This is a genomic window from Novosphingobium tardum (assembly GCF_042652045.1).
Classification (GTDB): Bacteria; Pseudomonadota; Alphaproteobacteria; order Sphingomonadales; family Sphingomonadaceae; genus Novosphingobium; species Novosphingobium tardum.
In genome coordinates this window covers 221,397-243,123 of sequence record NZ_JBHSDR010000006.1, presented here as the reverse complement: position 1 = coordinate 243,123, position 21,727 = coordinate 221,397, and the positions used below count along the sequence as shown (strand labels likewise).

At 66.5% G+C, this 21,727-nt stretch carries 23 protein-coding genes; 9 read left to right on the top strand and 14 right to left on the bottom strand.

What is annotated here, in order from left to right; genetic code table 11:
• Window positions 1–12: 12 nt before the first annotated feature.
• Window positions 13–1,314 carry a spinster family MFS transporter gene (locus ACFO0A_RS09150; protein ID WP_379538704.1) on the top strand — a complete coding sequence of 434 codons (1,302 nt, stop codon included), beginning with the start codon at window positions 13–15 and terminating at the stop codon, window positions 1,312–1,314.
• Here the strand turns inward: ACFO0A_RS09150 and ACFO0A_RS09145 are convergent, their stop codons facing one another.
• From ACFO0A_RS09145 to ACFO0A_RS09100, 10 genes are all read right to left on the bottom strand, one after another.
• Window positions 1,315–2,118, bottom strand: coding sequence for a lipid II flippase Amj family protein (locus ACFO0A_RS09145; RefSeq protein WP_379538703.1), 804 nt, complete (start codon window positions 2,116–2,118; stop codon window positions 1,315–1,317).
• Window positions 2,119–2,164: 46 nt separating this feature from the next.
• Window positions 2,165–2,968 (bottom strand): 4,5-DOPA-extradiol-dioxygenase, encoded by an 804-nt coding sequence (ygiD, locus tag ACFO0A_RS09140; protein WP_379538702.1) that lies wholly within the window; start codon window positions 2,966–2,968, stop codon window positions 2,165–2,167.
• 110 nt (window positions 2,969–3,078) lie between these two features.
• On the bottom strand, window positions 3,079–4,260 hold the full coding sequence (locus ACFO0A_RS09135) for a vWA domain-containing protein (RefSeq protein WP_379538701.1): 1,182 nt from the start codon (window positions 4,258–4,260) through the stop codon (window positions 3,079–3,081).
• Between the two features lie 4 nt (window positions 4,261–4,264).
• The gene (locus ACFO0A_RS09130; protein ID WP_379538700.1) at window positions 4,265–4,687 is read right to left on the bottom strand and encodes a GFA family protein; all 423 of its coding nucleotides are present in this window, start codon (window positions 4,685–4,687) and stop codon (window positions 4,265–4,267) included.
• A 6-nt stretch (window positions 4,688–4,693) separates the two neighbouring features.
• Entirely contained in the window at window positions 4,694–5,551 is an 858-nt protein-coding gene (locus ACFO0A_RS09125; protein WP_379538699.1) for an AAA family ATPase, read from the bottom strand.
• A 72-nt stretch (window positions 5,552–5,623) separates the two neighbouring features.
• Window positions 5,624–6,637, bottom strand: a complete 1,014-nt coding sequence (locus tag ACFO0A_RS09120) for a sensor histidine kinase (protein WP_379539636.1) — start codon at window positions 6,635–6,637, stop codon at window positions 5,624–5,626.
• Between the two features lie 14 nt (window positions 6,638–6,651).
• Window positions 6,652–7,092 carry a response regulator gene (locus tag ACFO0A_RS09115; protein ID WP_379538698.1) on the bottom strand — a complete coding sequence of 147 codons (441 nt, stop codon included), beginning with the start codon at window positions 7,090–7,092 and terminating at the stop codon, window positions 6,652–6,654.
• The gene (locus ACFO0A_RS09110) at window positions 7,089–8,588 is read right to left on the bottom strand and encodes a sensor histidine kinase (protein ID WP_379538697.1); all 1,500 of its coding nucleotides are present in this window, start codon (window positions 8,586–8,588) and stop codon (window positions 7,089–7,091) included. The genes ACFO0A_RS09115 and ACFO0A_RS09110 overlap by 4 nt, the downstream gene beginning before the upstream one ends.
• A gap of 4 nt (window positions 8,589–8,592) precedes the next feature.
• Window positions 8,593–10,578 (bottom strand): DNA topoisomerase IV subunit B, encoded by a 1,986-nt coding sequence (gene parE, locus ACFO0A_RS09105; protein WP_379538696.1) that lies wholly within the window; start codon window positions 10,576–10,578, stop codon window positions 8,593–8,595.
• 87 nt (window positions 10,579–10,665) lie between these two features.
• The gene (locus ACFO0A_RS09100; protein WP_379538695.1) at window positions 10,666–11,832 is read right to left on the bottom strand and encodes a penicillin-binding protein activator; all 1,167 of its coding nucleotides are present in this window, start codon (window positions 11,830–11,832) and stop codon (window positions 10,666–10,668) included.
• Between the two features lie 40 nt (window positions 11,833–11,872).
• On the opposite strand from ACFO0A_RS09100, the gene rsmI reads away from it, so the two are divergent.
• The 4 genes from rsmI to ACFO0A_RS09080 are packed head-to-tail and all read left to right on the top strand — an operon-like array spanning window position 11,873 to window position 14,745.
• Window positions 11,873–12,745 (top strand): 16S rRNA (cytidine(1402)-2'-O)-methyltransferase, encoded by an 873-nt coding sequence (gene rsmI, locus ACFO0A_RS09095; RefSeq protein ID WP_379538694.1) that lies wholly within the window; start codon window positions 11,873–11,875, stop codon window positions 12,743–12,745.
• A complete protein-coding gene (locus tag ACFO0A_RS09090) occupies window positions 12,742–13,098 on the top strand; it encodes a YraN family protein (protein WP_379538693.1) in 357 nt (118 codons plus the stop codon). The genes rsmI and ACFO0A_RS09090 overlap by 4 nt, the downstream gene beginning before the upstream one ends.
• Before the next feature lie 41 nt (window positions 13,099–13,139).
• Window positions 13,140–14,099, top strand: coding sequence for a glutathione synthase (gshB, locus tag ACFO0A_RS09085; protein WP_379538692.1), 960 nt, complete (start codon window positions 13,140–13,142; stop codon window positions 14,097–14,099).
• Window positions 14,100–14,136: 37 nt separating this feature from the next.
• Window positions 14,137–14,745: a DedA family protein gene (locus ACFO0A_RS09080; RefSeq protein ID WP_379538691.1), complete on the top strand. Its 609-nt coding sequence runs from the start codon at window positions 14,137–14,139 to the stop codon at window positions 14,743–14,745.
• Here ACFO0A_RS09080 and ACFO0A_RS09075 read toward each other — a convergent pair.
• Window positions 14,742–15,638: a tyrosine recombinase XerC gene (locus ACFO0A_RS09075; RefSeq protein ID WP_379538690.1), complete on the bottom strand. Its 897-nt coding sequence runs from the start codon at window positions 15,636–15,638 to the stop codon at window positions 14,742–14,744. The two genes, ACFO0A_RS09080 and ACFO0A_RS09075, sit on opposite strands and share 4 nt — an antisense overlap.
• Window positions 15,635–16,786: a radical SAM family heme chaperone HemW gene (gene hemW, locus ACFO0A_RS09070; protein WP_379538689.1), complete on the bottom strand. Its 1,152-nt coding sequence runs from the start codon at window positions 16,784–16,786 to the stop codon at window positions 15,635–15,637. Before hemW ends, ACFO0A_RS09075 begins: the two co-directional genes overlap by 4 nt.
• Window positions 16,787–16,859: 73 nt before the next feature.
• Between hemW and ACFO0A_RS09065 the strand changes: the two genes are divergently transcribed.
• A complete protein-coding gene (locus ACFO0A_RS09065) occupies window positions 16,860–17,414 on the top strand; it encodes a CAP domain-containing protein (RefSeq protein WP_379538688.1) in 555 nt (184 codons plus the stop codon).
• On the opposite strand, the gene rdgB is transcribed toward ACFO0A_RS09065, so the two are convergent.
• Window positions 17,411–18,046: an RdgB/HAM1 family non-canonical purine NTP pyrophosphatase gene (rdgB, locus tag ACFO0A_RS09060; protein WP_379538687.1), complete on the bottom strand. Its 636-nt coding sequence runs from the start codon at window positions 18,044–18,046 to the stop codon at window positions 17,411–17,413. The two genes, ACFO0A_RS09065 and rdgB, sit on opposite strands and share 4 nt — an antisense overlap.
• A complete protein-coding gene (rph, locus tag ACFO0A_RS09055; RefSeq protein ID WP_379538686.1) occupies window positions 18,043–18,756 on the bottom strand; it encodes a ribonuclease PH in 714 nt (237 codons plus the stop codon). The genes rdgB and rph overlap by 4 nt, the downstream gene beginning before the upstream one ends.
• Window positions 18,757–18,838: 82 nt before the next feature.
• Here rph and hrcA point away from each other — a divergent pair, with 82 nt between their 5' ends.
• The 3 genes from hrcA to ACFO0A_RS09040 are packed head-to-tail and all read left to right on the top strand — an operon-like array spanning window position 18,839 to window position 21,722.
• Window positions 18,839–19,918 (top strand): heat-inducible transcriptional repressor HrcA, encoded by a 1,080-nt coding sequence (gene hrcA, locus ACFO0A_RS09050; protein ID WP_379538685.1) that lies wholly within the window; start codon window positions 18,839–18,841, stop codon window positions 19,916–19,918.
• Window positions 19,915–20,502: a nucleotide exchange factor GrpE gene (grpE, locus tag ACFO0A_RS09045; protein ID WP_379538684.1), complete on the top strand. Its 588-nt coding sequence runs from the start codon at window positions 19,915–19,917 to the stop codon at window positions 20,500–20,502. The genes hrcA and grpE overlap by 4 nt, the downstream gene beginning before the upstream one ends.
• Window positions 20,499–21,722 carry a threonine synthase gene (locus ACFO0A_RS09040; protein ID WP_379538683.1) on the top strand — a complete coding sequence of 408 codons (1,224 nt, stop codon included), beginning with the start codon at window positions 20,499–20,501 and terminating at the stop codon, window positions 21,720–21,722. The genes grpE and ACFO0A_RS09040 overlap by 4 nt, the downstream gene beginning before the upstream one ends.
• The last annotated feature ends 5 nt before the right edge of the window (window positions 21,723–21,727 follow it).

Here is a 21,727-nt window from a genome sequence, read left to right as displayed (position 1 = left end):
AGAGGAGCGGGAATGGCCGCGACAACACCGGCGGTGCCGCTTCGCGCGGCAACCGCACCCCGGCTCGTGCTGTGGCTCTTGCTGATCGTCTACATCTTCAATTTCATCGATCGCCAGATCGTGAACATCCTGGCCGAGCCGATCAGTCGCGACCTTGGCCTGTCGGACACACAGATCGGCCTGATGACCGGGATCGCGTTCGCGCTTTTCTATACCTTTCTGGGCCTGCCCATCGCTCGCTATGCCGACCGGCCTTCGACCAACCGCATCGGGCTGATCGCGGTGGCGCTGGCGGTGTGGTCTGCGATGACCGCGCTGTGCGGACTGGCGCAGAACTTCGTCCAGCTTCTGCTCGCCCGCGTCGGCGTGGGAGTGGGCGAGGCGGGTGGCACACCCGCTGCCCATTCGCTGATCAGTGATATCGTCCCGCCCGAGCGGCGCTCTTCCGCACTGGCATTCTACGCGCTCGGCATCCCGATCGGCTCGCTCCTGGGCTCGATGATCGGCGGCCTCCTGGCAGACAGCGTGGGCTGGCGCGCGGCGTTCCTGTTCGTCGGATTGCCGGGAATCCTCCTAGCGGTCCTGCTTCTAGTACTGCTCCGCGACCCGCGTCGCACCGGCCTCGCCGCGCGCCCGCAAGCCGCAATCGCGGCGCAAGCGGCGTTGTCGAACCGCGAGGCACTGAAGCAGATCTTGGGCTCGCGCGTCTTCGTACTGCTGCTTTGCGCTGCCTCGGCGGCCTCGTTTCTCAGCTACGGCAAGGCGACCTGGGCCATCATCTTCTTCCAGCGCACTTACGGCCTCAGTCCGGGGATGGTCGGTTTCTGGTTCGGGATATGGGCCGGTTTGGCCGGCATCCTCGGGACATTGGCGGGTGGCTGGCTTGCCGACCGGTTCGGGCGCAGCGACAGACGCCATGTTCTGACCGCTCCGGCAGTCGGCATGGTGATCGCGGTCCCGCTGTCCTACGCCGCCTACATGGCCAGCGACTGGAAGGTTTCGCTCGCGCTCCTGATGGTGCCGACCTTCCTCAATTCGCTCTATTACGGGCCGACGTTCTCCAGCGCACAGGGTCTTGTCCGGCCAGAGGCGCGCGCGATGGCGAGCGCTACGCTACTGTTCTGTCAGAACCTGATCGGACTGGGCCTCGGGCCACTGTTCTTCGGGATGTTGTCCGACCTCTTCAGGCCCACCGCCGGCGAGGATTCAGTTCGCTGGGTGCTGTATGGGGCAGCCTGGCTGGGACTTGTCCCGGCTTTCTTCTTCTGGCGGACGAGCCTGCGTTTGCACGCCTCGCTCGACCGCCATTCCTGATCAGACGTAGTAGGCGATCCAGGCGATCGCCGCGGCGGCGGGCACGAAGAACAACTGCGCCAGAACGGTGCCAACCAGGCGGCTGAGCGAAATCCACACGATCGTGCGCCGGAACAGCGGCTCGGCGATGCGGCCCTCGACCACGTCGTCGGTCATCACCGAAAGCTGCGGGTCGATCAGTGCGAACAGCATGATCGTGGCAAATCCGTTGATCACCGCCGAAAGCTGCGATGCGGTGACGCGGAAATCGGGGTTGAGATATCCGGCATAAAGCGAGGCAAGCACGCCCACGGTGATCAGCGCCTGGGCCAGTACATTGGCGAGAAGGACGCCCCAGCCCACGCCGCGCGGTTTGCTGAGCGCCCCGATGTGCATGACCGAAGGCGTGGTAATCGATTCGCGGATCGTGCGCAGGCCTGCCGGGCTGGCGCTGCGCAGGATCATCCGCGCGGTCGACCGATTGCGCTGGAAGTGGCCGATGGCGCTCGCGAACAGGCGCTGGCCCGTCGGGACCAACAGGATGCCGACGAAGACCGCGATGCTGGCCGACATCAGCACGAGCCTGAAGTCCCAAATCAGCTCTTCGCCGCCCCCGCTTGCCAGGCGCGTCTCGATTCGCTTGGCCAGAAACGGCCCGAGAAAGCTGTTCGAGGTGCGGCTGACGAGGACGAGGATGTTGAACAGGGCAAAGCTCATTGCGATCCGCCGCGTGCGGACGCCGGCGATTCGCGCGGCGTAGGCCAGCGTGCCGATGAGGTTGATGCCCGCCGTCAGCAGGCAGATGATGAGCAATTGCAGGTCCATGGGCGCGGCCCTTACGAGCCTGCGCGCCGCAACACCAGCGGCTTGCTCAGGCGGCCGCGGCTAGGTCCAGGGGCTGGCCTATGAGGTACGAGGTCATCGACAGCGCCCCGTCGAGGGTGTCGCTGAAGACCTGCACCTCGTCGCCGGGAAGCCGTGCGCCCAACAGGTAGAGCAGCGGCAGGAAGTGCTCGCCGCTATTCACCGCCAACGACGCAGCCCGGTCGTCCGAGGCAAAGGCGGTCAGCGCGGTTCGGTCGCCATCGCGCATGCCGGCATTGACGCGGGCGCGAAACTCCTCGGCCCAATCGGGGCGGGTTCCGGCGGCTTCCCGCCAGAGTGCCAGATTGTGAACGACGTTGCCGCTTCCGACGATAAGCACCCCTTCGTCGCGGAGCGAGGCCAGGCTTTCACCCAGCGCAAGATGCTGTTCTGGCGTCAGCGCGCGATCGAGGCTCATCGCCACCAGCGGAATGTCGGCTGCCGGATACATCGGCTGAAGCACGCCCCAGGCGCCGTGGTCGAAACCCCAGCTCTCGTCGACCCGAACCTGTTCGGAACCCAGCAGTTCGATCACCCGCCCCGTCAGCCAGTCTGATCCCGGTGCGGGATAGCGGATATCGAACAGCTCCTGGGGAAAGCCGCGGAAATCGTGGATCGTCCGGGGTTTTTGGCCGCCGGTCAGATGCGTCTGGCCACTGGTTTCCCAGTGCGCGGTGATGGCCAGGATTGCGCGCGGGCGCGGAAGCGAGCGACCGAGCGCCTGCCACGCGCGGCGCTCCGGTCCGTCGGTGATTGTGGTCATCGGCGAACCGTGGCCAAGGAACAGGGCGGGCAGGCGGGCGGTGGTCATGTCCGTAAGATGGTGAGCCCGCCGAACGGCTGCAAGGGTTAGGCGGACCGCGGCAGCGCCCCTACAGAAGCGGTCCCCCCGCGCCGCCGGCAGTCAGCAGGGAAGTGGGCTCAGTGCTTCTTGCGCGTCAGCTCGCGCATTGCGTCGTCCAGTCCGTCGAGCGTCAGCGGGTACATCTGGTCGCCCACCAGCTCGCGGATCATCTTGGTGGATTGCGAATAGCCCCACTGCTTTTCGGGCACGGGATTGAGCCACACAGTGGCCGGGTAGGTGTTGGCCACCCGGTGCAGCCAGACCGCGCCCGATTCCTCGTTGAAATGCTCGACCGAACCGCCGGGATGGCTGATCTCGTAAGGGCTCATCGCGGCATCGCCGACGAAGATGATCTTGTAGTCGTGGCCGTACTTATGGAGAATGTCCCAGGTCGGCGTGCGCTCCGAAAAGCGGCGGCGGTTGTCCTTCCAGACGCCCTCGTACAGGCAGTTGTGGAAGTAGAAGAACTCCATGTTCTTGAACTCGGTCGTCGCTGCCGAGAACAGTTCCTCGACCAGCTTGATGAACGGGTCCATCGACCCCCCGACGTCGAGAAACAGCAGCAACTTGACCGCGTTGTGCCGTTCCGGCCTCATCCGGATGTCGAGCCAGCCCTGGCGAGCGGTGCCGTCGATCGTGGCGTCGAGGTCGAGCTCGTCCGGCGAGCCCTCGCGCGCGAAGCGCCGCAGCCGGCGCAGCGCGACCTTGATGTTCCGAGTGCCCAGCTCGCGCGTATTGTCGAGGTTCTGGAACTCACGCTTTTCCCAGACCTTGAGCGCGCGTTTGTGCTTGGATTCGCCGCCGATCCGCACGCCTTCCGGGTTGTAGCCCGAGTTGCCGTAGGGACTGGTGCCCCCGGTTCCGATCCACTTGTTTCCGCCCTGGTGGCGTTTTTCCTGTTCTTCCAAACGCTTCTTGAGCGTTTCCATGATCTCTTCCCAGGAACCGAGCGACTTGATCGCTTCCATTTCCTCGGGTGAGAGAAACTTCTCCATCACCGCCTTCAGCCATTCCTCGGGCACGTCGACGACCTTCTGGCCATAGTCGGTCAGCAGGCCCTTGAAGACCTTGTTGAAGACCTGGTCGAACCGATCGAGCAGCCCTTCATCCTTCACGAAGGTCGCGCGGCTGAGGTAGTAGAAAGCTTCTGGCGTCTGGTCGATTACGTCCTTGTCGAGCGCTTCGAGCAGGGTCAGATGCTCTTTGAAGGACGCCTTGATACCGGCCTCGCGGAGCTCGTCGATGAAATTGAAGAACATTGGTTCATTCCTTGGGCGAGGGGGCGGGCGGCTGACGATCGTAGCACTCGAGAGCCGGATCCTCGAGCGCCCAGCCGGGCTTCTCGTCGAGCCAGATTGCCACGGTGGGCCTCAGCCCGTGCGGTTCGTCCAGAAAACCGAGGCGCAGGGTGCGGAATTGCGGACGCGCCGACGATTCACCCATGATCGGCGTCGCGCAGGCAGGGCAGAAGCTCTGCGTCAGCGTGTTGCCGCTTTCGGCGACATAGGCCCAGCTTCCCAGACTGCCCTGGAACGCGATGTCGCCCGTCGCGAACATCGCGTTGGTGGTCGCTCCGCCGGCCGCGATCTTCTGGCATTGGCGGCACCAGCAGCGACGCACCGCCACCGGCTCGCCCGCAATGGAGGCCGTGACCGCTCCGCAGTTGCAGCGTCCGGTGTAGGCCACCGCGGATTACCCCTGCCGGCGAGCCATGAACGCCAGGCGCTCGAACAGCATCACGTCCTGCTCGTTCTTCAGCAGGGCACCGTGGAGCGGCGGGATCGCCTTGGTGGGGTCGCGGTTCTGGAGCACATCCAGCGGCATGTCCTCGTTGAGAAGGAGCTTGAGCCAGTCGAGCAGCTCGGACGTCGACGGCTTCTTCTTCAGGCCCGGAACCTCGCGGACCTCGTAGAAGATATCCATCGCCTTTGAGACGAGGGTCTTCTGGATGTCGGGGAAGTGTACGTCGATGATCGCCTGCATCGTGTCGCGATCGGGGAACTTGATGTAGTGGAAGAAGCAGCGGCGCAGGAACGCGTCGGGCAGCTCCTTCTCGTTGTTCGAGGTGATGACGACGATCGGGCGCTCCTTGGCGGCCACGGTCTCGTGCGTCTCGTAAACGTCGAAGCTCATCCGGTCGAGCTCCTGGAGGAGATCGTTGGGAAACTCGATGTCGGCCTTGTCGATCTCGTCGATCAGCAGGACGGGAAGCTGGGGCGAGGTGAACGCTTCCCACAGCTTGCCCTTGCGGATGTAGTTCGAAATGTCGTGAACCCGCTCGTCGCCGAGCTGGCCATCGCGCAGCCGGGCGACCGCGTCATATTCGTAGAGGCCTTGCTGCGCCTTGGTCGTCGACTTGACGTTCCATTCGATCAGCGGAGCGCCGACCGCCTTGGCGATCTCGTGCGCCAGCACGGTCTTGCCTGTCCCCGGCTCGCCTTTGACCAGCAGCGGGCGCCGCAGCAGCACCGCGGCGTTGACCGCGACCTTGAGGTCGTCGGTTGCAACGTAGTCATCCGTGCCTTCGAAGCGAGTGGTCGGGGTCGTCATGCTGGCCTGTTCCTGTGCGTTTAACCGTTCGATTAAGCGGTAAGTCGCGACGGGGGGACTGGCAAGCCGATTTCAGATAGGCACGACAAGCTTGTGACAGGTGCCGCGAGCGCGCTCGACGCGCTCGACCTTGCTGTGCAGGCTGCGCGAGATCGCGCCGATAATGCGCATGCCGAGCCCGGTGCCCTGGACCGGGCCCCCATTGGCAAAGCCGTCTCCATCGTCGCCGACCGAGACGCAATAGCCGTCAGCCTCGCGCCGCAAAACGACGTCGATGGTCCCGCCCTGGCCCTTCGTGAAGGCGTACTTGGCGGCGTTGCTGATCAATTCGTTGACGATGACCCCGATCGACACCGCCTGATCGGGCGAGACGTCGACGGGTTGCGCATCGAGCGTGAGTGACACTTCGCCTCGCCCGCGCGGCAGGCTGTTGCGCAAATCCTCGATCAGGGTGCCGAGATATTCGTCGAGGTCGATCGTGCCCACATCGCTGCGCGTGTAGAGCCGCCGGTGGACCTGGCTTACTGCCTGAATGCGATTTTGCGTCTCGGCCAGCGCCTCGCGCGCGGCGGGATCGGCGGTCTGGCCCGCTTGCATCGACACGAAACTGGACACCATCTGCAAACTGTTGGCGACCCGGTGGTGAACTTCGCGCACCAGCATCTCGAGCCGTTCGTTGGCGTCGCGCAGGTCCGCCTCGGCCGCCTGGTTCGCGCGTTGCAGCGTTACCCGCTCGAGCGCCTGGCGAAAGCTGCTGTCGAGCAGGTCGAAGAAGCTTTCGCCCACGGTCTTGATCACGAAGTCGAAGGCGCCGGCCTTCATCGCGTCAACCGCGACCTGCGGTTCGTCGGTACCGGTCACGAAGACCACCGGCGGGGCGTCTGGCAGAGCGCGGATTTCGGCGAGCATTGCCAGGCCGTCCTTGCCCGGCATGTGGTGATCGATCGCGGCCAGGTCGAACCGTTCGCCGCGCAGCCGGGCGAGGCCCGCATCGGCGTTTTCGGCTATCTCGACGGCAAATCCGCGCCGTTGCAGCGCGCGCTGCACCAGCCGCCGGAGACCGGCGTCGTCGTCGACATAAAGGATCCGGGGAGAATCGCTCAGCTTTCGATCTCGGGGACCTGGATCACTGCCAGGAACAGGCCGAGCTGGCGGATCGCGTCGGCGAAACTCTCGTAGTTGACCGGCTTGGTGATGTAGACATTGCAGCCCAGGTCGTAGCAGCGCTGGATCTCGACCTTGTCGTCGGTCGTGGTCAGCACCACCACCGGCGTGCGGCGCAGCACGGGATCGGTCTTGATCTTTTCGAGGATCGCCGTCCCGCTCATGTCGGGGAGGTTGAGGTCGAGCAGCACCATCGCAGGACCGTTGAGCCGGGGGCCGTCAGGCGATTCGAAGAGGTATTCGAGCGCCGTCGTCCCGTCGAGAAAATGGCGGATATCGTTGGAAATGCCCGCGCGGCGGATGTTCTTTTCGATCAGCCGGGCGTGGCCTTCGTCGTCCTCGATCATGACGATACCGACCGGGTTGTGCGGGCTCATGCTGTCGTTTCCGTTGCTACGAATTTCGCGGGGACTGAAAGCCTGAAACGCGCGCCCTGGTCAAGCTGCGAGTCGACCTCGACGTTCCCGCCAAGCCGGTAGGCCAGCGCCCGCACATTGGCGAGTCCGATCCCCTCACCAGGCTGGTCCTGGCTGCCCGCGCGGCGGAACAGTTCAAAGATCCGCTCGTGGTCCGCCGGGGCGATGCCCCGGCCGTTGTCGGTCACGTCGACCAGGACCATCGGGCCTTCGCGGCTGCCTTCAATCGTGATCTGGCCGGCTCGATCGGGGCTGAGATACTTGAGCGCGTTCTCCACCAGGTTCGAAAGGATCTGCTCGATGGCCATGCGGTCGCTTTCGACCGGCGGAATCGGCCTGACCGTGATTGTCGCGCCCGCGTCTTGGGTCCGCTGAAACAGCGTGGAAACAACGGCTTCGGCCAACGCGTTCATGTCGAGCATCTCGGGATTCAGCTGGCGCCGGCCCTGACGGGACAGGGCGAGGATCGAGCTGATCAGCCGGTCCATCTTCTCGGTCGAGGTGCGGATGAAGCCGACGGCTTCGGGAAGGTCCTCCTCCACCGCCAGCCACGCCGCCTCGTCGCGCAGGCCTGGATGCTTCTCGAACAGGTTGGCGAGGTACTTGTGGATGGTCTTGCGCGCCTCGTCGAGTTCGGCGGTGAAGCCCAGAACGTTGACGAGCGGGGAGCGCAGATCGTGGCTGACGATATAGGCGAAGCGCTGGATTTCCTGGTTCGCGCGGACCAGCTCGATGGTGCGCGCGGATACCGCGGTCTCCAGCCCTTCGTTGGCGAAACGCAGCCTTTCCTGCGTCGCGGCAAGGTCACGGTTGTAGCGCAGGATGAGCAGGATGACCGTGCCCATGACCGAGATCAGCAAAAACGTGGCCGTCCCGCCGACAAGGTAGAACCGCACGAGCGATCCGTACTGGAGCCCGGTGCGCACGCGCAGAAGCTCGGCCTCCTCGGCCGCCATCCGGTCGGCCTGCGCGCGAATCCTGCGGGTCAGGCGGACGCCCATGTCGCTATCGAAGTCTGTGGCGCGCAGCGCACCGGCCGTGGCTTGGGGAGAGGCAATAAGCTGCTGCAACAACGCCGCGCGTTGCGCCTTGAGATCGGCCAGTTCCGCTATCTTTCGGGCCTGGCGTGGATTGTCGGACGTCAACTCGGCCAGGCGCGCGTGCTCTGCATCGAACGACTTGCTGGCCTCCTCGACAACCTTGGCAAAGGTGTCGCCGGGCTGAATGATGAAACCTCGCCGGCCGGTCTCGATCTGTTCGTTGAAGGCGGCGAGGCGATTGATCGAAGCTTCGACCTTCAGCGTATGCTCGACCCGTGCGGTATCCTCGTTGATGTTGCCCATCGTGACGAAAGCGGCGCCCAGCGCGATAACCAGGAGCGCCAGTCCCAGCGCGAGCAACGATATCGCGCGCCGGTTGCCCGCCAGTCGGAATGCCGTTGGAGCGACCGGTCCCATTCGCTCAGGCGTCGATCAGTTCGGGATCGATCTCGCCCGCGCGATTCTGGATGAACATGAAGCGTTGCGCGGGATCACGGCCCATCAGGCGGTCGACAAGATCCTTCACCGCCGCGCGTCCCTCGTATTCCGGAGGCAGCGTGATCCGCACCAGCGAGCGGGAAGCGGGGTTCATCGTCGTTTCGCGGAGCTGCTGGGGGTTCATTTCGCCCAGGCCCTTGAACCGCCCCACCTCGACCTTTCGGCCCTTGAACAGTGTCGTCTCAAGCTCGGCGCGATGCGCGTCGTCGCGAGCATAGGCCGACTGGTTGCCCGCGGTCAGGCGATAGAGCGGGGGCTGCGCCAGGTAGAGATGACCGCGCCGCACCACCTCAGGCATTTCCTGGAAGAAGAACGTCATCAGCAGGGTCGCGATATGTGCGCCATCGACATCGGCATCGGTCATGATGACGATCCGGTCGTAACGCAGGTTGTCGGGGTTGCAGTCCTTGCGCATCCCGCAGCCCAGCGCGAGCGCCAGGTCGGCGATCTCGGTATTGGCGCGGATCTTGTCGAGCGTGGCCGAGGCGACGTTGAGGATCTTGCCGCGGATCGGAAGGATCGCCTGGGTCTTGCGATCGCGCGCCTGCTTGGCGCTGCCGCCCGCCGAATCGCCCTCGACGATGAACAGCTCGGTCTCGCCCGATCCTTCGCCGGTGCAGTCGGTGAGCTTGCCCGGCAGGCGCAGGCGCTTGGCGCTGGTGGCGGTCTTGCGCTTGATCTCGCGCTCGGCCTTGCGCCGCAATCGCTCGTCCATCCGCTCGAGGACGTGGCCCAGCAAGGCCTTGCCGCGTTCCATGTTGTCCGAAAGGAAATGGTCGAAATGGTCGCGGACCGCGTTCTCGACCATCCGCGCCGCTTCGGGCGACGTCAGTCGATCCTTCGTCTGGCTCTGGAACTGGGGGTCGCGGATGAACAGCGACAACATGATCTCGCTGCCCGTCACGATGTCCTCGGGCGCGATGTCCTTGGCCTTCTTCTGACCGACCAGATCGGCGAAGGCCCGGATGCCCTTGGTCAGCGCGGCACGCAGTCCCTGTTCATGGGTGCCGCCATCGGGCGTCGGGATCGTGTTGCAATACCAGCTATAGGAACCGTCGGACCACAACGGCCAGGCGATCGCCCATTCGGCACGGCCCTGGTCGGTGCCGGGAAAATCCTGGCTGCCGGCGAAGAACTTGGTCGTAACGCACTCGCGCTCGCCGACCTGTTCGGCGAGATGATCGGCCAGTCCGCCGGGAAACTGGAATACTGCTTCTGCCGGAACGTCGCCCGATGCCAGCGAAGCGGCGCATTTCCACCGGATCTCGACCCCGGCGTAGAGATAGGCCTTGGACCGCGCGAGCTTGAACAGCCGCGCCGGCTTGAATGTCGCATCGTCTCCGAAGATCTCGGTGTCGGGGATGAAGCTGACGGTGGTGCCGCGCCGGTTGGGCGTGGGACCCAGCTTCTTGAGCGGTCCGGTGGGAATGCCGCGCGCGAATTCCTGCGCGTACAGTTCCTTGTTCCGCGCGACCTCGATCCGGGTGAAGCTCGACAGCGCGTTGACCACCGAAACACCCACGCCGTGCAGGCCGCCGCTGGTGGCATAGGCCTTGCCCGAAAACTTCCCGCCCGAGTGCAGCGTGGTGAGGATGACCTCCAGAGCCGACTTGCCGGGGAACTTGGGATGCTCGTCGACCGGGATGCCGCGGCCGTTGTCGGTGATCGTCAGGCGGTTGCCTTCGTCAAGCGTCACCTCGATCCGGTTGGCATGGCCGGCGACGGCTTCGTCCATCGCGTTGTCGAGCACCTCGGCGGCAAGGTGGTGCAGCGCGCGCTCGTCGATCCCGCCGACATACATACCGGGGCGGCGACGGACGGGTTCCAGCCCCTCGAGCACCTCGATCGCCGAACCGTCATAGTCGCCGCCGCTTCCTGCGGGCAGCTTGTCGAAAAGATCATCCACCATGACGAAGGCTATAGGTGGCGCGGAGTCGCGCAAGCAAGCACCGTCCCCGCGTTTTCCGCAGCCGTACTATCCCGTTCGTCGTTACGGTCAGTCGTTGAAGCGGGCAGGGGCAGGGGAGACTACGCTGACCGATCCCGCCGTCACTTCCCGCACTTCGAGCGAACGCTCCGCGACGCCGTTGCGGGCGAAGCGGAACGCGCCATCGAGGCCGAGGAAGCCGCCGCGGTCGAACAGCTTGGACGTCGGGAAGGCCGATCCCGGCCGCCAGTCCCGCGCAATGCGGATGGTAAGCAGGACCGAATCGTAGCCCAGTGTGGCGATCCGATGCGGCTGGCTGCCGAACCGCGAGCGATAGCTCGACACGAACTGTCGAAACCGCGCGTCGGAAACGCTGGCGAACCACGCGCCGCGCAGGGCGGGCGAAGACATGATCGCAGATTCGCCGCTCCACAACTCGTTGCCGAGGATCCTTGGCGATGCGGCGCCGGTGGCTTTCAGCAACGGAGCGGCTTGGACCGAAACCCGGCTGGTGTCGGCGATCAGGATCGAATCGAACGGTCCCTTGGTCTTCAACCGCCGCGCGGCGCTGGCCACCGAGGTGTTGCCCCGGTCGTAGGTCTCGGTCGCAACGATGGTCCCGCCGGCATTGCGCACCGACGAAAAGAACGCCGCAGAGGCGCGCTGGCCGTATTCGCCCGCTGGGATCAGGGCGCCGAAGCGCCCCATGCCCTTCGCCTTGGCGTAACTGACGACACGTTCGACCGCCTGCCCGGGAACATGGCCGAGCACGAACACATCCGGCGCGGCGACGCCAATGTCGTTCGAATAGGTGATCATCGGAACGCGGGCCGGACGAGCGACCGAGGCCACGGTCTTCACGTCGTCGCCCAGCAGGGGCCCGAGGATCAGCTTGTTGCCGTCGGCGATCGCCCGCGCAGCGGCGCTCTGCGCGCCAGTCGCGGTATCGTAGGTGGTGATGCGCAGCGATTTGGCATCGGTGTCGATCAGCGCCATCGTCGTCGCATTGGCGATCGACTGGCCGACCGCGGCATTCGCGCCCGACATCGGCACCAGCAGCGCAACGCGGTGGCGCTGGCTGTCGCTGGGAAGGATGCCGCCGCTAGGGGTTTCGGTTTCGGGGCGTGGGGGAGGCGCGCTTTCGGCGGGACCGCGGGGAATGACCTTGCACCCCGCCAGAACGGCAAGCCCCGCTGCGAGGGACACCGTGCGCAGCATTTGCCGCCGTTGGATCATTTGCTTGCCGCTCCCCGTGGCCGTGGTCCATGAGCCGGCGATGATGCCGCCCGCCGAACCAGCCGTTGAATTACCTGCTCTTAGCCCGGGCCTCTACATCGTGGCTACGCCAATTGGCAATCTAGGCGACATCACGCAGCGCGCCGCAGACACGCTCCGCCGCTGCAAGGTGATCGCGTGCGAGGATACGCGCGTGACGGCCAAGCTTCTGCGTCACCTCGGCATAGCGGTGCCGATGCGCCGTTACGACGATCACAGCGATGCCGGGGCGCGCGCCGAGCTGCTGGCGGAGATGACCCAGTCCCCGGTGGCGCTGGTCAGCGACGCCGGAACCCCGCTGATCTCGGACCCCGGCTACCGCCTAGTGCGCGATGCGCGCGCGCAAGGGATCGCAGTGACCAGCCTCCCGGGAGCGAGCGCGGCGACGGTGGCGCTGACGCTTGCGGGCCTGCCGACCGATCGCTTCCTGTTCGCCGGATTCCTGCCGCCCAGGGACAAGGGGCGCGCCGACGTTCTGGCCGAGCTTGCGACCCTGCGCGCAACCCTGGTTTTCTACGAGACTGGTCCGCGCCTCGTGGCCTCATTGGCCGCGATCGACCATTCCCTGCCGGGGCGCGAAGTGGCGGTCGCGCGCGAACTGACCAAGACCTTCGAAGAATGCCGCACAGGCAATGCCGCCGAGCTCGCCGACCATTATCGCGCGCATCCGCCCAAGGGCGAGATCGTCCTCCTCGTCGGACCGCCGCCTGCGGAAAGCCTGATCTCCGCGCCCGCCGATATCGACGCGCTGCTGGGCGAGGCGCTGAAGCGGATGAAGGCTTCGCAGGCGGCGACAACGCTCGCCAACAGCCACGGGCTCGACCGCAAGATGCTCTATGGCCGCGCGCTCGAGTTGCGATCCCGCCAGACATGAACAGGGCCGAAGCCGAACGTCGCGGTCGCCGCGCCGAAACGCTCGCCGCGTGGTGGCTGCGGCTGCGCGGCTGGCGGATCCTCGGGCGCCGGCTGAGGGTTTCGGCGGGCGAGGTCGATATCGTCGCGCGCAAGCGGCGGACGGTGGCGTTTTGCGAGGTGAAGTGGCGAGCCACTGCAACCGAGCGGGACTGGGCGGTCGACGAGCGCCGGCTCCAGCGCGTGGCGCGGGCAGCGGAGGCATTGGCGCCGCGTTTCGTCCGGCCCGACGACGAACTGCGCATCGACGTCCTCCTCCTCGCGCCCGGGACCTTGCCGCGCCGGATCGCGAACGCCTGGCAGCCCTTGCGCTAGGAAGCGTGGATTCCTTTCCCGAAGCCGCTAAAGGCCAAGACATGACCCTTCGCGTAGCAGTCCAGATGGACCCCATGGCCGGGATCAACATTTCCGGCGATTCCAGTTTCGCGCTGATGCTCCGCGCGCAGGAGCGCGGGCATGAGCTGTGGCATTACGACGTCCGCACCCTCACGTGGCGGGCCGACGATTCGGGAGCTGGCCGGGTGACTGCCTGGGCCGCGCCCGTCACCGTCCAGCGGATCGAGGGCAACCACTTCCAGATGGGCGAGCATCGCACCCTGGACCTCGGCCGCGACATGGACGTCGTGCTCATGCGCCAGGACCCGCCGTTCGACCTGGGCTACCTTACCGGGACCTGGCTGCTTGAGCGGTTGGCGGGTGAAACGCTGGTGATCAACGACCCCGTTGCGGTGCGCAACGCGCCGGAAAAGGTCCTGGTGCTGGACTATGCGCAGTTCATGCCGCCCACGCTCGTCACCCGGCGGGTTGAGGAAGTGAAGGCCTTTCACGCCGAGCACGGTTCGATCGTGATCAAGCCGCTGCACGGCAATGCCGGCAAGGCCGTCTTTCTCGTCGGCGAGGACGGTGCGAACATCTCGGCGCTGGTGGAGTTGTTCGGCCAGGTCTGGCCCGAACCGTTCATGGTGCAGAAGTTCCTTCCGGAAGTTGCCGAAGGCGACAAGCGCATCGTCCTGATCGATGGGGTTGTCGCGGGCGCGATCAACCGCAAGCCGGGCGAGGGCGAGTTCCGCTCGAACCTTGCCGTCGGCGGCTATGCCGAAGGCACCACGCTCAGCCCGCGCGAGCAGGAAATCTGCGACACCCTGGGGCCCGATCTGAAGCGCATGGGCCTGCTCTTCGTCGGAATCGACGTGATCGGGGGGCGATGGCTGACCGAGATAAACGTCACCTCGCCCACCGGGATCGTCGCGATCGACCGCTTCAACGGGACCGACACCGCGGGAATGATCTGGGACGCTATCGAGGCGCGGCTCTGAGCCGGGACCAAAGCGCCGTTGGCGCGTTGGGCATTTCGTGAGCGACTGGATTACCCATCTGATCGAAGCCGGCGGCTATTGGGGAATCGCATTCCTCATGGCGCTGGAAAACGTGATCCCGCCGATCCCGTCCGAACTGATCATGGGGCTGGGCGGGATCGCCGTGGCCAAGGGACGGATGGAGTTCTGGCCGCTGCTGATCGCGGGCACGATCGGTTCGACTGTGGGCAACTACGCCTGGTTTCTCCTCGGCCGGCAGCTTGGCTACCAGCGGCTCAAGCCTTTCGTCCTGCGCTGGGGACGCTGGCTCACGCTCGACTGGGCGGCGGTCGAGACGGTGGCCGCGTTCTTCAAGCGCCACGGCCAATGGGTGGTGTTCGCGCTGCGTTTTTCGCCGTTCCTGCGCACGATCATCTCGCTGCCCGCGGGCCTTGCCCACATGGGGCACTTGCGCTTCGTCATTTTCACCTTTGCGGGTGCGGCGGTGTGGAACGCGGTGCTGATCGGGGGCGGCCACTTTCTTGGCGCCAACGTCGCGAACATCGAGAAGTACACCGGGCCGATCGTGCTGGCGACCGTGGTGCTGATCACCGCTCTCTACATCTGGCGGCTCGTCACCTGGAAGCCCGCGCAGGTCGAACCCTAGGCGCTCTCGCGCGGGTGGGCGCTGCGATAGACGTCGAGCAGCGTGGCGGCATCGACCTTGGTGTAGATCTGGGTTGATCCAAGGCTCGCGTGGCCGAGCAGTTCCTGAAGCGAGCGCAGGTCGGCCCCCGCGCCCAGCAGGTGAGTGGCAAAACTGTGCCGTAATGCGTGCGGCGTCGCCGTTGCGGGGAGACCGAGTCCGGCACGCGCCCGCGCCATCGCCTTCTGGACAATCCCGGGAGAGAGCGGGCCGCCCTTTGCACCGCGAAACAGCGCCGTGCCCGGCAGCAGGGTGTAGGGGACCTTCGCCGCGTAATCGTCGATCGCCGCGCGTACGAGCGGAAGGATCGGAACGTCCCGCTGCTTCGATCCCTTGCCGGTGACGCGGAGCACGTCGCCAAGCGGGAGAACATCGAACGGCAATGCCAGCGCCTCGGCAATCCGAAGCCCGGCGCCATAGAGCAGCAGCAGGACGGCGCGGTCCCGCGCGCCGATCCACGGCTCCGCCGCATCCTCCGAAACGGCGACCGCGACGTTCACCGCATCGTCGGGCGTAAGCGGGCGCGGCAAGGCCTTTTTCACCCTCGGCCCGCGCAGCCGGGGCGCTGCTGCCTCTGCCAGGCCGGCCTTGGTTCGCGCAAAAGCGATGAACGCCTTTATCGCCGAAAGCTCGCGCGCCGCGGAGACGTTGCCGATCCCTTCGCCGCGGCGCGCCGCCAGGTGGCCCCGCAGGGCGCTGGAATCGAGCAGGGCGATCCGCGTCCAGTCGACTTCGCCCAGCGCGGCAAGCAGGCGTGCGGCGGCGGCATGATAGGCGCGCACCGTATGCGGGGACCGCCGGCGGTCTAGCGCCAGGTGATCGTGCCATTCCTTCAGGGCATCGCCGGAATTCATGCCGCGACCAGCGACGCGGGGACAAGCTCGCCCAGAAGGGCGTCGAGCAGCGGCATTCCCGCCTCGGTCACCATGACGCGCTGATCCGTTCCGCGGACGAGGCCAAGGCTTTCGTAGAGGGCGAGCCGACCGGGGTCGATCAGTGCTTCATGCGGCAGGCCAAAGCGGCGGGACAATCCGGCGATGTCGATACCTTCGTCCAGCCTCAGGCCCATCATCAGCGCTTCTGCGGCCTGGGTTTCAGGCGTCAGCGGCCGGGCCTCGGCAATCCCGTGGCCTGCGGCGGAAACGGCGGAAAGGAAATTCTCGGGCTTGCGGTGACGGGTCGTGGCGACCGCTCCGCGACGCCCGTGCGCGCCCGGCCCGATCCCGATATAGTCCCCATAGCGCCAGTAGGTCAGGTTGTGGCGGCTCTGCTCGCCCGCGCGCGCGTGGTTGCTCACCTCGTAGCGGGGAATGCCGGCAGAGGCGGTAATTGCGCCGGTGAGCGCGAACATCTCGGCGCTCGGGTCCTCCTCCAAGGGTACGAGAGAGCCTTCGCGCGCCAGCGTGGCGAAGCGTGTGCCGGGTTCGATCGTGAGCTGATAGAGGGAGAGATGGCCCGTGCCGAAGCCGAGCGCGCGGGTCAGTTCGGCCTCCCACGCGGCGGTGGTCTGGCCCGGACGGGCATAGATGAGGTCGAAGCTGACGCGGCGGAAGTGGCGCTGGGCGACGTCGAGCGCGGCAAGCCCCTCGGCGGAATCGTGCAATCGACCTAGAAACTTGAGCGCCTCGTCGTCGAGCGCCTGCAGACCCAGCGAGACGCGGTTCACCCCGGCGAGGGCAAGATCGGCAAACCGTGCGGCTTCGACCGACGAGGGGTTGGCCTCGAGCGTGATCTCGACGTCGTCGGCAAGCGTCCAGTGACCCGCGGCGGCGCCGATCATGTCGGCGACGAGGCCGGGAGGCATCAGCGACGGGGTGCCACCGCCGAAAAAGATCGAGCCGATCGTGCCGGGTCCGGCAGCCGCCGCCTCATGTGCCAGGTCCGCCAGAAGCGCTGCGCGCCACTGCTCGATGTCCACCGCATCGCGGACATGGCTGTTGAAATCGCAGTAGGGGCACTTCGCCAGGCAGAACGGCCAGTGAATGTATAACGCCAGCGTCATGGTTTTCTTTCAGCGTTCGTTAAGCAACCCAAGTCAAGTTTTTGCGGTGAGGGACGAAGGGGAATTTCGGGTCATGAATCGGGTTCGACGGGGCTGGGCGGCGTGCGCCGCGCTTGGGTTTTTTGCCATCGCGGGAATTTCCGCCACGCCAGCCGGGGCATCGTCGGCACAATCGTTCGCCGAGGTGATCCCGGGCAATTCCTTCGCCTACCATCTCCTCGCGGCGCACAATCTCGAGCGCGAGCAGCGCGGTGTCGCACCTCTCAAATGGAGCGCTCGCCTCGCCGGACAAGCGCAGCAGTGGGCCGATCGCCTGGCCAGCGCTAACCGCTTCGAACATGCCACCGACCGCGCGGGGGCGGGCGAGAACCTGTGGATGGGCCCGGCGGGGCGCTATTCCGCCGAAGCCATGATCGGCGGCTTCATCGACGAGCGCCGCTATTTCCGCCCCGGCCAGTTCCCCAACGTGTCCAAGACGGGAAGCTGGCACGACATCGGCCACTACACCCAGCTCATCTGGCCCGCGACGAAGGAGGTCGGCTGCGCCGTCTCCAAGAGCGGGATCAACGATATCCTGGTGTGCCGCTATTTCCCGGCCGGCAACGTGATGGGCGAAAGGATCGGCTAGCCTTTCGCGCCGAACTGGTCGGCCACCAGCTTGGCGAACGCATCGGCGCGGTGGCTGATGCGGTGCTTTTCGGCCGGGTCCAGCTCCGCGAAAGTGGCTAGGCCGCCCTTGGGCACGAACACGGGGTCGTAGCCGAAGCCCATCGTTCCGCGGGGCGGCCAGGTCAGCGTGCCCTCGGCCCGGCCCTCGTACACCACGCTCTCGCCATCGGGCCAGGCGATCGCCAGCACGCAGGCGAACCAGCAATCGCGCGGGGTGTCGGGGCCAAGCTCGGCGAGCTTTCCCTCGACCTTGCCCATTGCCATGTACCAGTCGCGCCCCGGCCCGCCTTCATAGGGCGCGGCCTCGGCCCAGTCGGCGGTATAGACCCCGGGGGCTCCGCCCAGCGCAGCGACGCAAAGCCCCGAATCGTCGGCAAGGGCGGGAAGCTGGGCGCTCTGGGCCGCGGCGCGCGCCTTGATCAGCGCGTTCTCGGCAAAGGTCGTTCCCGTCTCCGCCGGTTCGGGCAAGCCCAGTGCTCCGGCGGAGAGGCACGTCATGCCGTAAGGCGCGAGCAGCGCCTGGATCTCGCGCAGCTTGCCCGCGTTGTGCGTGGCGATGACCAGCGAGCCGCCGCCCAGCGTTCGGCTCATTGCACCGCTGCCGCCTGCGCCGAAAAGATCTGGTCGCAGCCCATGCGTGCCAGGCGCAGCAGGCGCAGCAGCGCCTCCTCGTCGTAAGTCGCGCCCTCGGCGGTGGCCTGGACTTCGGCGATCTTGCCACCTTCGATCAGGACGAAGTTTGCATCGGCATCGGCCTTGCTGTCCTCGGCATAGTCAAGGTCGAGCACGGGGTTGCCCTCGAATATCCCGCATGAGATCGCCGCGACCTTCTCGGTCAGCGGATCGTCGCCAATCGCGCCACTTGCCATCAGGCCCTTGACCGCCAGGCGCAGGGCCACCCAGGCGCCCGAAATCGCCGCAGTGCGCGTGCCGCCATCGGCCTGGATCACATCGCAGTCGAGGGTGATCTGGCGTTCGCCCAGCTTCCTGAGGTCTGTCACCGCGCGCAGGCTGCGCCCAATCAGGCGCTGGATTTCCTGGGTGCGGCCGGATTGCTTGCCTTTCGCCGCCTCGCGCTGGCCGCGGGTGTGCGTGGCGCGGGGAAGCATGGAATACTCCGCCGTGACCCAGCCTTCCCCCTTGCCGCGCAGCCACGGCGGCAGGCGCTCCTCGACGCTGGCGGTCACCAGCACCCTGGTGTCGCCGAACCCGACGAGGCACGAACCCTCGGCATGCTTGGTGAAATTGGTCTCGATGGTGATTGCGCGCATCTCGTCGGGTGCGCGGCCTGAAGGTCGCATGTGGGATCCTTGTGCAAAGAACGTGGCGCGCGTTAGGCGCATAAGGCTTGAGGCCGCAAGCCTTGGCCCTACATTGCGCGCGATGTCGCAAGCCCCCGTCACCGAACTGAACGACCGCGCCCGGGACATCTTCCGCCTGGTGGTCGAGAATTACCTCGCCAACGGGCAACCGGTGGGCTCGAAGACCCTGGCCGGGGGCAATACCGGCCTCAACCTCTCGCCGGCCTCGATCCGCTCGGTCCTGCAGGAACTGCAGGATGCCGGGCTTCTGGCCGCGCCGCATACCAGCGCGGGCCGGATGCCGACCGACGTGGGCCTGCGCCTGTTTGTCGACGGCATGATGCAGGTGGCCGAGCCGAGCCGGGCCGAACGGGCCGCGATTGCGCGGGGGCTGGCTGCTGGCCCCGCAGGCGGAGGGACGATCGAGGCTGCCCTGGCGGCGACAAGCGCGGCGCTTTCCGATCTCTCGGCATGCGCGGGCCTTGTCATGGTCCCGCGCCGCGAGCCGCGCCTTGCCCAGCTCTCGTTCGTCGCGCTGACCCGGACCCGCGCGCTGGCCGTCCTGGTCGCCGAGGACGGGCAGATCGAGAACCGCGTCATCGAATTGCCCGAAGGATTCGCATCCACCGCGTTGGAGCAGGCGGGCAACTACCTCTCGCGCCGCCTGGCGGGGCGCACTCTCGCCGAGGCGACGGGGGCGATCCGGGCCGAGATTTCCAGCGGCCGCAGCGCGCTCGACGATGCGAGCCGCAACCTGGTCGAGCGCGGGCTGGCGGTGTGGAGCGAGGACGCCGCGCGCCGCCCGGTGCTGATCGTGCGGGGGCAGGCGAACCTGCTCGACGACACCGCCGCACGCGACATCGAGCGCGTCCGCCAGCTTCTCGACGAGCTGGAAAATGCCGAGTCCATCGCGGGCGTTCTCGACGCCGCGCGCGAGGCGGAGGCCACGCGCATCTTCATCGGCAGCGAGAACCGGCTCTTCTCGCTTTCCGGCTCTTCGGTGATCGCCTCGCCGTGGCGCGATGGGGAAGGGCGGATCGTCGGCGTGGTAGGGGTGGTCGGGCCGACGCGGTTGAATTATGCGCGGGTGGTCCCCATGGTGGACTTCACCGCTCAATCGCTGAGCAAACTCATCGGAAAAGACGGATTCTCGCGCACATGACGGATAACGATACCACCGCCGACGAGGCTCGCGCCCAGGCCGAAGCCAAGGCCGCGGAACTCAAGGGCGTGCCGGAAGAACTGATCGACCGCGAGGACGATGCGGCCGACGGAATGAACTCGCTCGCGGGCCTTCAGGAAGAACTCGCGACCGCCAAGCAGGACGTCCTCTACGCCCGCGCGGAAACGCAGAACGTGCGCCGCCGGATGGAGAAGGACATCGCCGATGCCCGCGCCTATGCCGCGACCGGCTTTGCCCGCGACATCCTTTCGGTCGCCGACAACCTCGCCCGTGCATTGAGCGCGATCCCCGCGGACCTGCGCGACGACGAGCGGCTCAAGGGCCTTGTCGCCGGGATCGAAGCCACGGGACGCGAGATCGACAAGACTTTCGCCGCGCATGGCATCAGCCGCATCGCCGCGGTGGGGCTTCCGCTCGACCCGCACCAGCACCAGGCCATGCTCGAGGTCCCCAGCGCCGATGCGGAACCCGGCACCGTGCTGCAGGAGCTTCAGGCCGGCTACATGATCAAGGACCGCCTGCTGCGCCCGGCGATGGTCGCGGTGGCCAAGAAGGGCGAGTGAACGGCAACCTTTCAGCCGAACGGCAGACTTTCGTCACCCACCTCGAGTGCTCGCTGACCGGCGAGCACTACGCGGCCGACACTCTCCACGGGCTGTCGCGGGCAGGGCGGCCCTTGCTCGTCCGCTACGACCTCGAGGCGGCAGGCAAGGCGCTGGATCGCGACGCGCTGACAAGGCGCGAGACCGATCTGTGGCGGTGGCGCGAACTGCTGCCCGTGCGCCAAACGTCGAACATTGTCAGCCTTGGCGAGATCGAGACTCCGCTCGTCCCGATCCCCGCCTCGGGCGGAGCCGAAGTGCTGGTGAAGGACGAGGGGCGGCTGCCGACCGGTTCGTTCAAGGCGCGTGGCCTAGTCATGGCGGTGACGATGGCGCGCGAGCTGGGCGTCAGGCGAATCGCGATGCCGACGAACGGCAACGCCGGCGCGGCTCTGGCCGCCTATGCCAGCCGCTGCGGGATCGAGACGGTCGTGTTCTGCCCCGACGACACGCCCGAGATCAATGTCCGCGAGATCGCTGCGCAGGGCGCCCGGGTCTATCGCGTCAACGGGCTGATCGACGAATGCGGCGCCTTGGTCGCGCGCGGTGCCGCCGAAGGGCTGTGGTTCGATTTCTCCACGCTCAAGGAGCCCTACCGGATCGAGGGCAAGAAGACGATGGGCCTGGAGCTGGCGGCGCAGTTCGACTGGCGCCTGCCCGACGCAATCTTCTATCCCACGGGCGGCGGCACTGGCCTCATCGGCATGTGGAAGGCGTTCGACGAGCTTGAGCAGCTTGGCTGGATCGGGCCCGAGCGGCCCAAAATGTTCGCGGTTCAGGCCAGCGGCTGCGCGCCGATCGTCAAGGCATTCGAGGACGGCGTCGAGCATGCCGAGCGCTGGGAGGACGCGCACACCGTCGCCGCGGGCATCCGCGTGCCCAAGGCGGTAGGAGACTTCCTGATCCTGCGCGCCGTGCGTGAAAGCGGCGGGCGCGCGCTGGCGGTGGACGACGCCGCGATTCTTTCGGCAGTAAACGTCTGCGCGCGGCGCGACGGCCTGCTGCTATGTCCCGAAGGCGGCGCGACGCTGGCCGCCTACCGCGATGCGCTGGCTGCCGGACTGGTGAGCGCCAGCGACCGCGCGGTCCTGTTCAACTGCGCCACGGGGCTGAAATACCCGATGCCCGAAGCCAATGCGGCGCTCGACAAGAACGCCGCCATCGACCTCGCGGCGTTGTGATCGGC

What these genes read in the sequence shown, in the direction of transcription:
- ACFO0A_RS09150 (WP_379538704.1), top strand. Translation starts at nt 13, where the DNA reads ATGGCCGCGACAACACCGGCGGTGCCGCTTCGCGCGGCAACCGCACCC.
- ACFO0A_RS09145 (WP_379538703.1), bottom strand. Translation starts at nt 2,118, where the DNA reads ATGGACCTGCAATTGCTCATCATCTGCCTGCTGACGGCGGGCATCAAC.
- ygiD (WP_379538702.1), bottom strand. Translation starts at nt 2,968, where the DNA reads ATGACCACCGCCCGCCTGCCCGCCCTGTTCCTTGGCCACGGTTCGCCG.
- ACFO0A_RS09135 (WP_379538701.1), bottom strand. Translation starts at nt 4,260, where the DNA reads ATGTTCTTCAATTTCATCGACGAGCTCCGCGAGGCCGGTATCAAGGCG.
- ACFO0A_RS09125 (WP_379538699.1), bottom strand. Translation starts at nt 5,551, where the DNA reads ATGACGACCCCGACCACTCGCTTCGAAGGCACGGATGACTACGTTGCA.
- ACFO0A_RS09115 (WP_379538698.1), bottom strand. Translation starts at nt 7,092, where the DNA reads ATGAGCCCGCACAACCCGGTCGGTATCGTCATGATCGAGGACGACGAA.
- ACFO0A_RS09110 (WP_379538697.1), bottom strand. Translation starts at nt 8,588, where the DNA reads ATGGGACCGGTCGCTCCAACGGCATTCCGACTGGCGGGCAACCGGCGC.
- parE (WP_379538696.1), bottom strand. Translation starts at nt 10,578, where the DNA reads ATGGTGGATGATCTTTTCGACAAGCTGCCCGCAGGAAGCGGCGGCGAC.
- ACFO0A_RS09100 (WP_379538695.1), bottom strand. Translation starts at nt 11,832, where the DNA reads ATGATCCAACGGCGGCAAATGCTGCGCACGGTGTCCCTCGCAGCGGGG.
- rsmI (WP_379538694.1), top strand. Translation starts at nt 11,873, where the DNA reads ATGATGCCGCCCGCCGAACCAGCCGTTGAATTACCTGCTCTTAGCCCG.
- ACFO0A_RS09090 (WP_379538693.1), top strand. Translation starts at nt 12,742, where the DNA reads ATGAACAGGGCCGAAGCCGAACGTCGCGGTCGCCGCGCCGAAACGCTC.
- gshB (WP_379538692.1), top strand. Translation starts at nt 13,140, where the DNA reads ATGACCCTTCGCGTAGCAGTCCAGATGGACCCCATGGCCGGGATCAAC.
- ACFO0A_RS09075 (WP_379538690.1), bottom strand. Translation starts at nt 15,638, where the DNA reads ATGAATTCCGGCGATGCCCTGAAGGAATGGCACGATCACCTGGCGCTA.
- hemW (WP_379538689.1), bottom strand. Translation starts at nt 16,786, where the DNA reads ATGACGCTGGCGTTATACATTCACTGGCCGTTCTGCCTGGCGAAGTGC.
- ACFO0A_RS09065 (WP_379538688.1), top strand. Translation starts at nt 16,860, where the DNA reads ATGAATCGGGTTCGACGGGGCTGGGCGGCGTGCGCCGCGCTTGGGTTT.
- rdgB (WP_379538687.1), bottom strand. Translation starts at nt 18,046, where the DNA reads ATGAGCCGAACGCTGGGCGGCGGCTCGCTGGTCATCGCCACGCACAAC.
- rph (WP_379538686.1), bottom strand. Translation starts at nt 18,756, where the DNA reads ATGCGACCTTCAGGCCGCGCACCCGACGAGATGCGCGCAATCACCATC.
- hrcA (WP_379538685.1), top strand. Translation starts at nt 18,839, where the DNA reads ATGTCGCAAGCCCCCGTCACCGAACTGAACGACCGCGCCCGGGACATC.
- grpE (WP_379538684.1), top strand. Translation starts at nt 19,915, where the DNA reads ATGACGGATAACGATACCACCGCCGACGAGGCTCGCGCCCAGGCCGAA.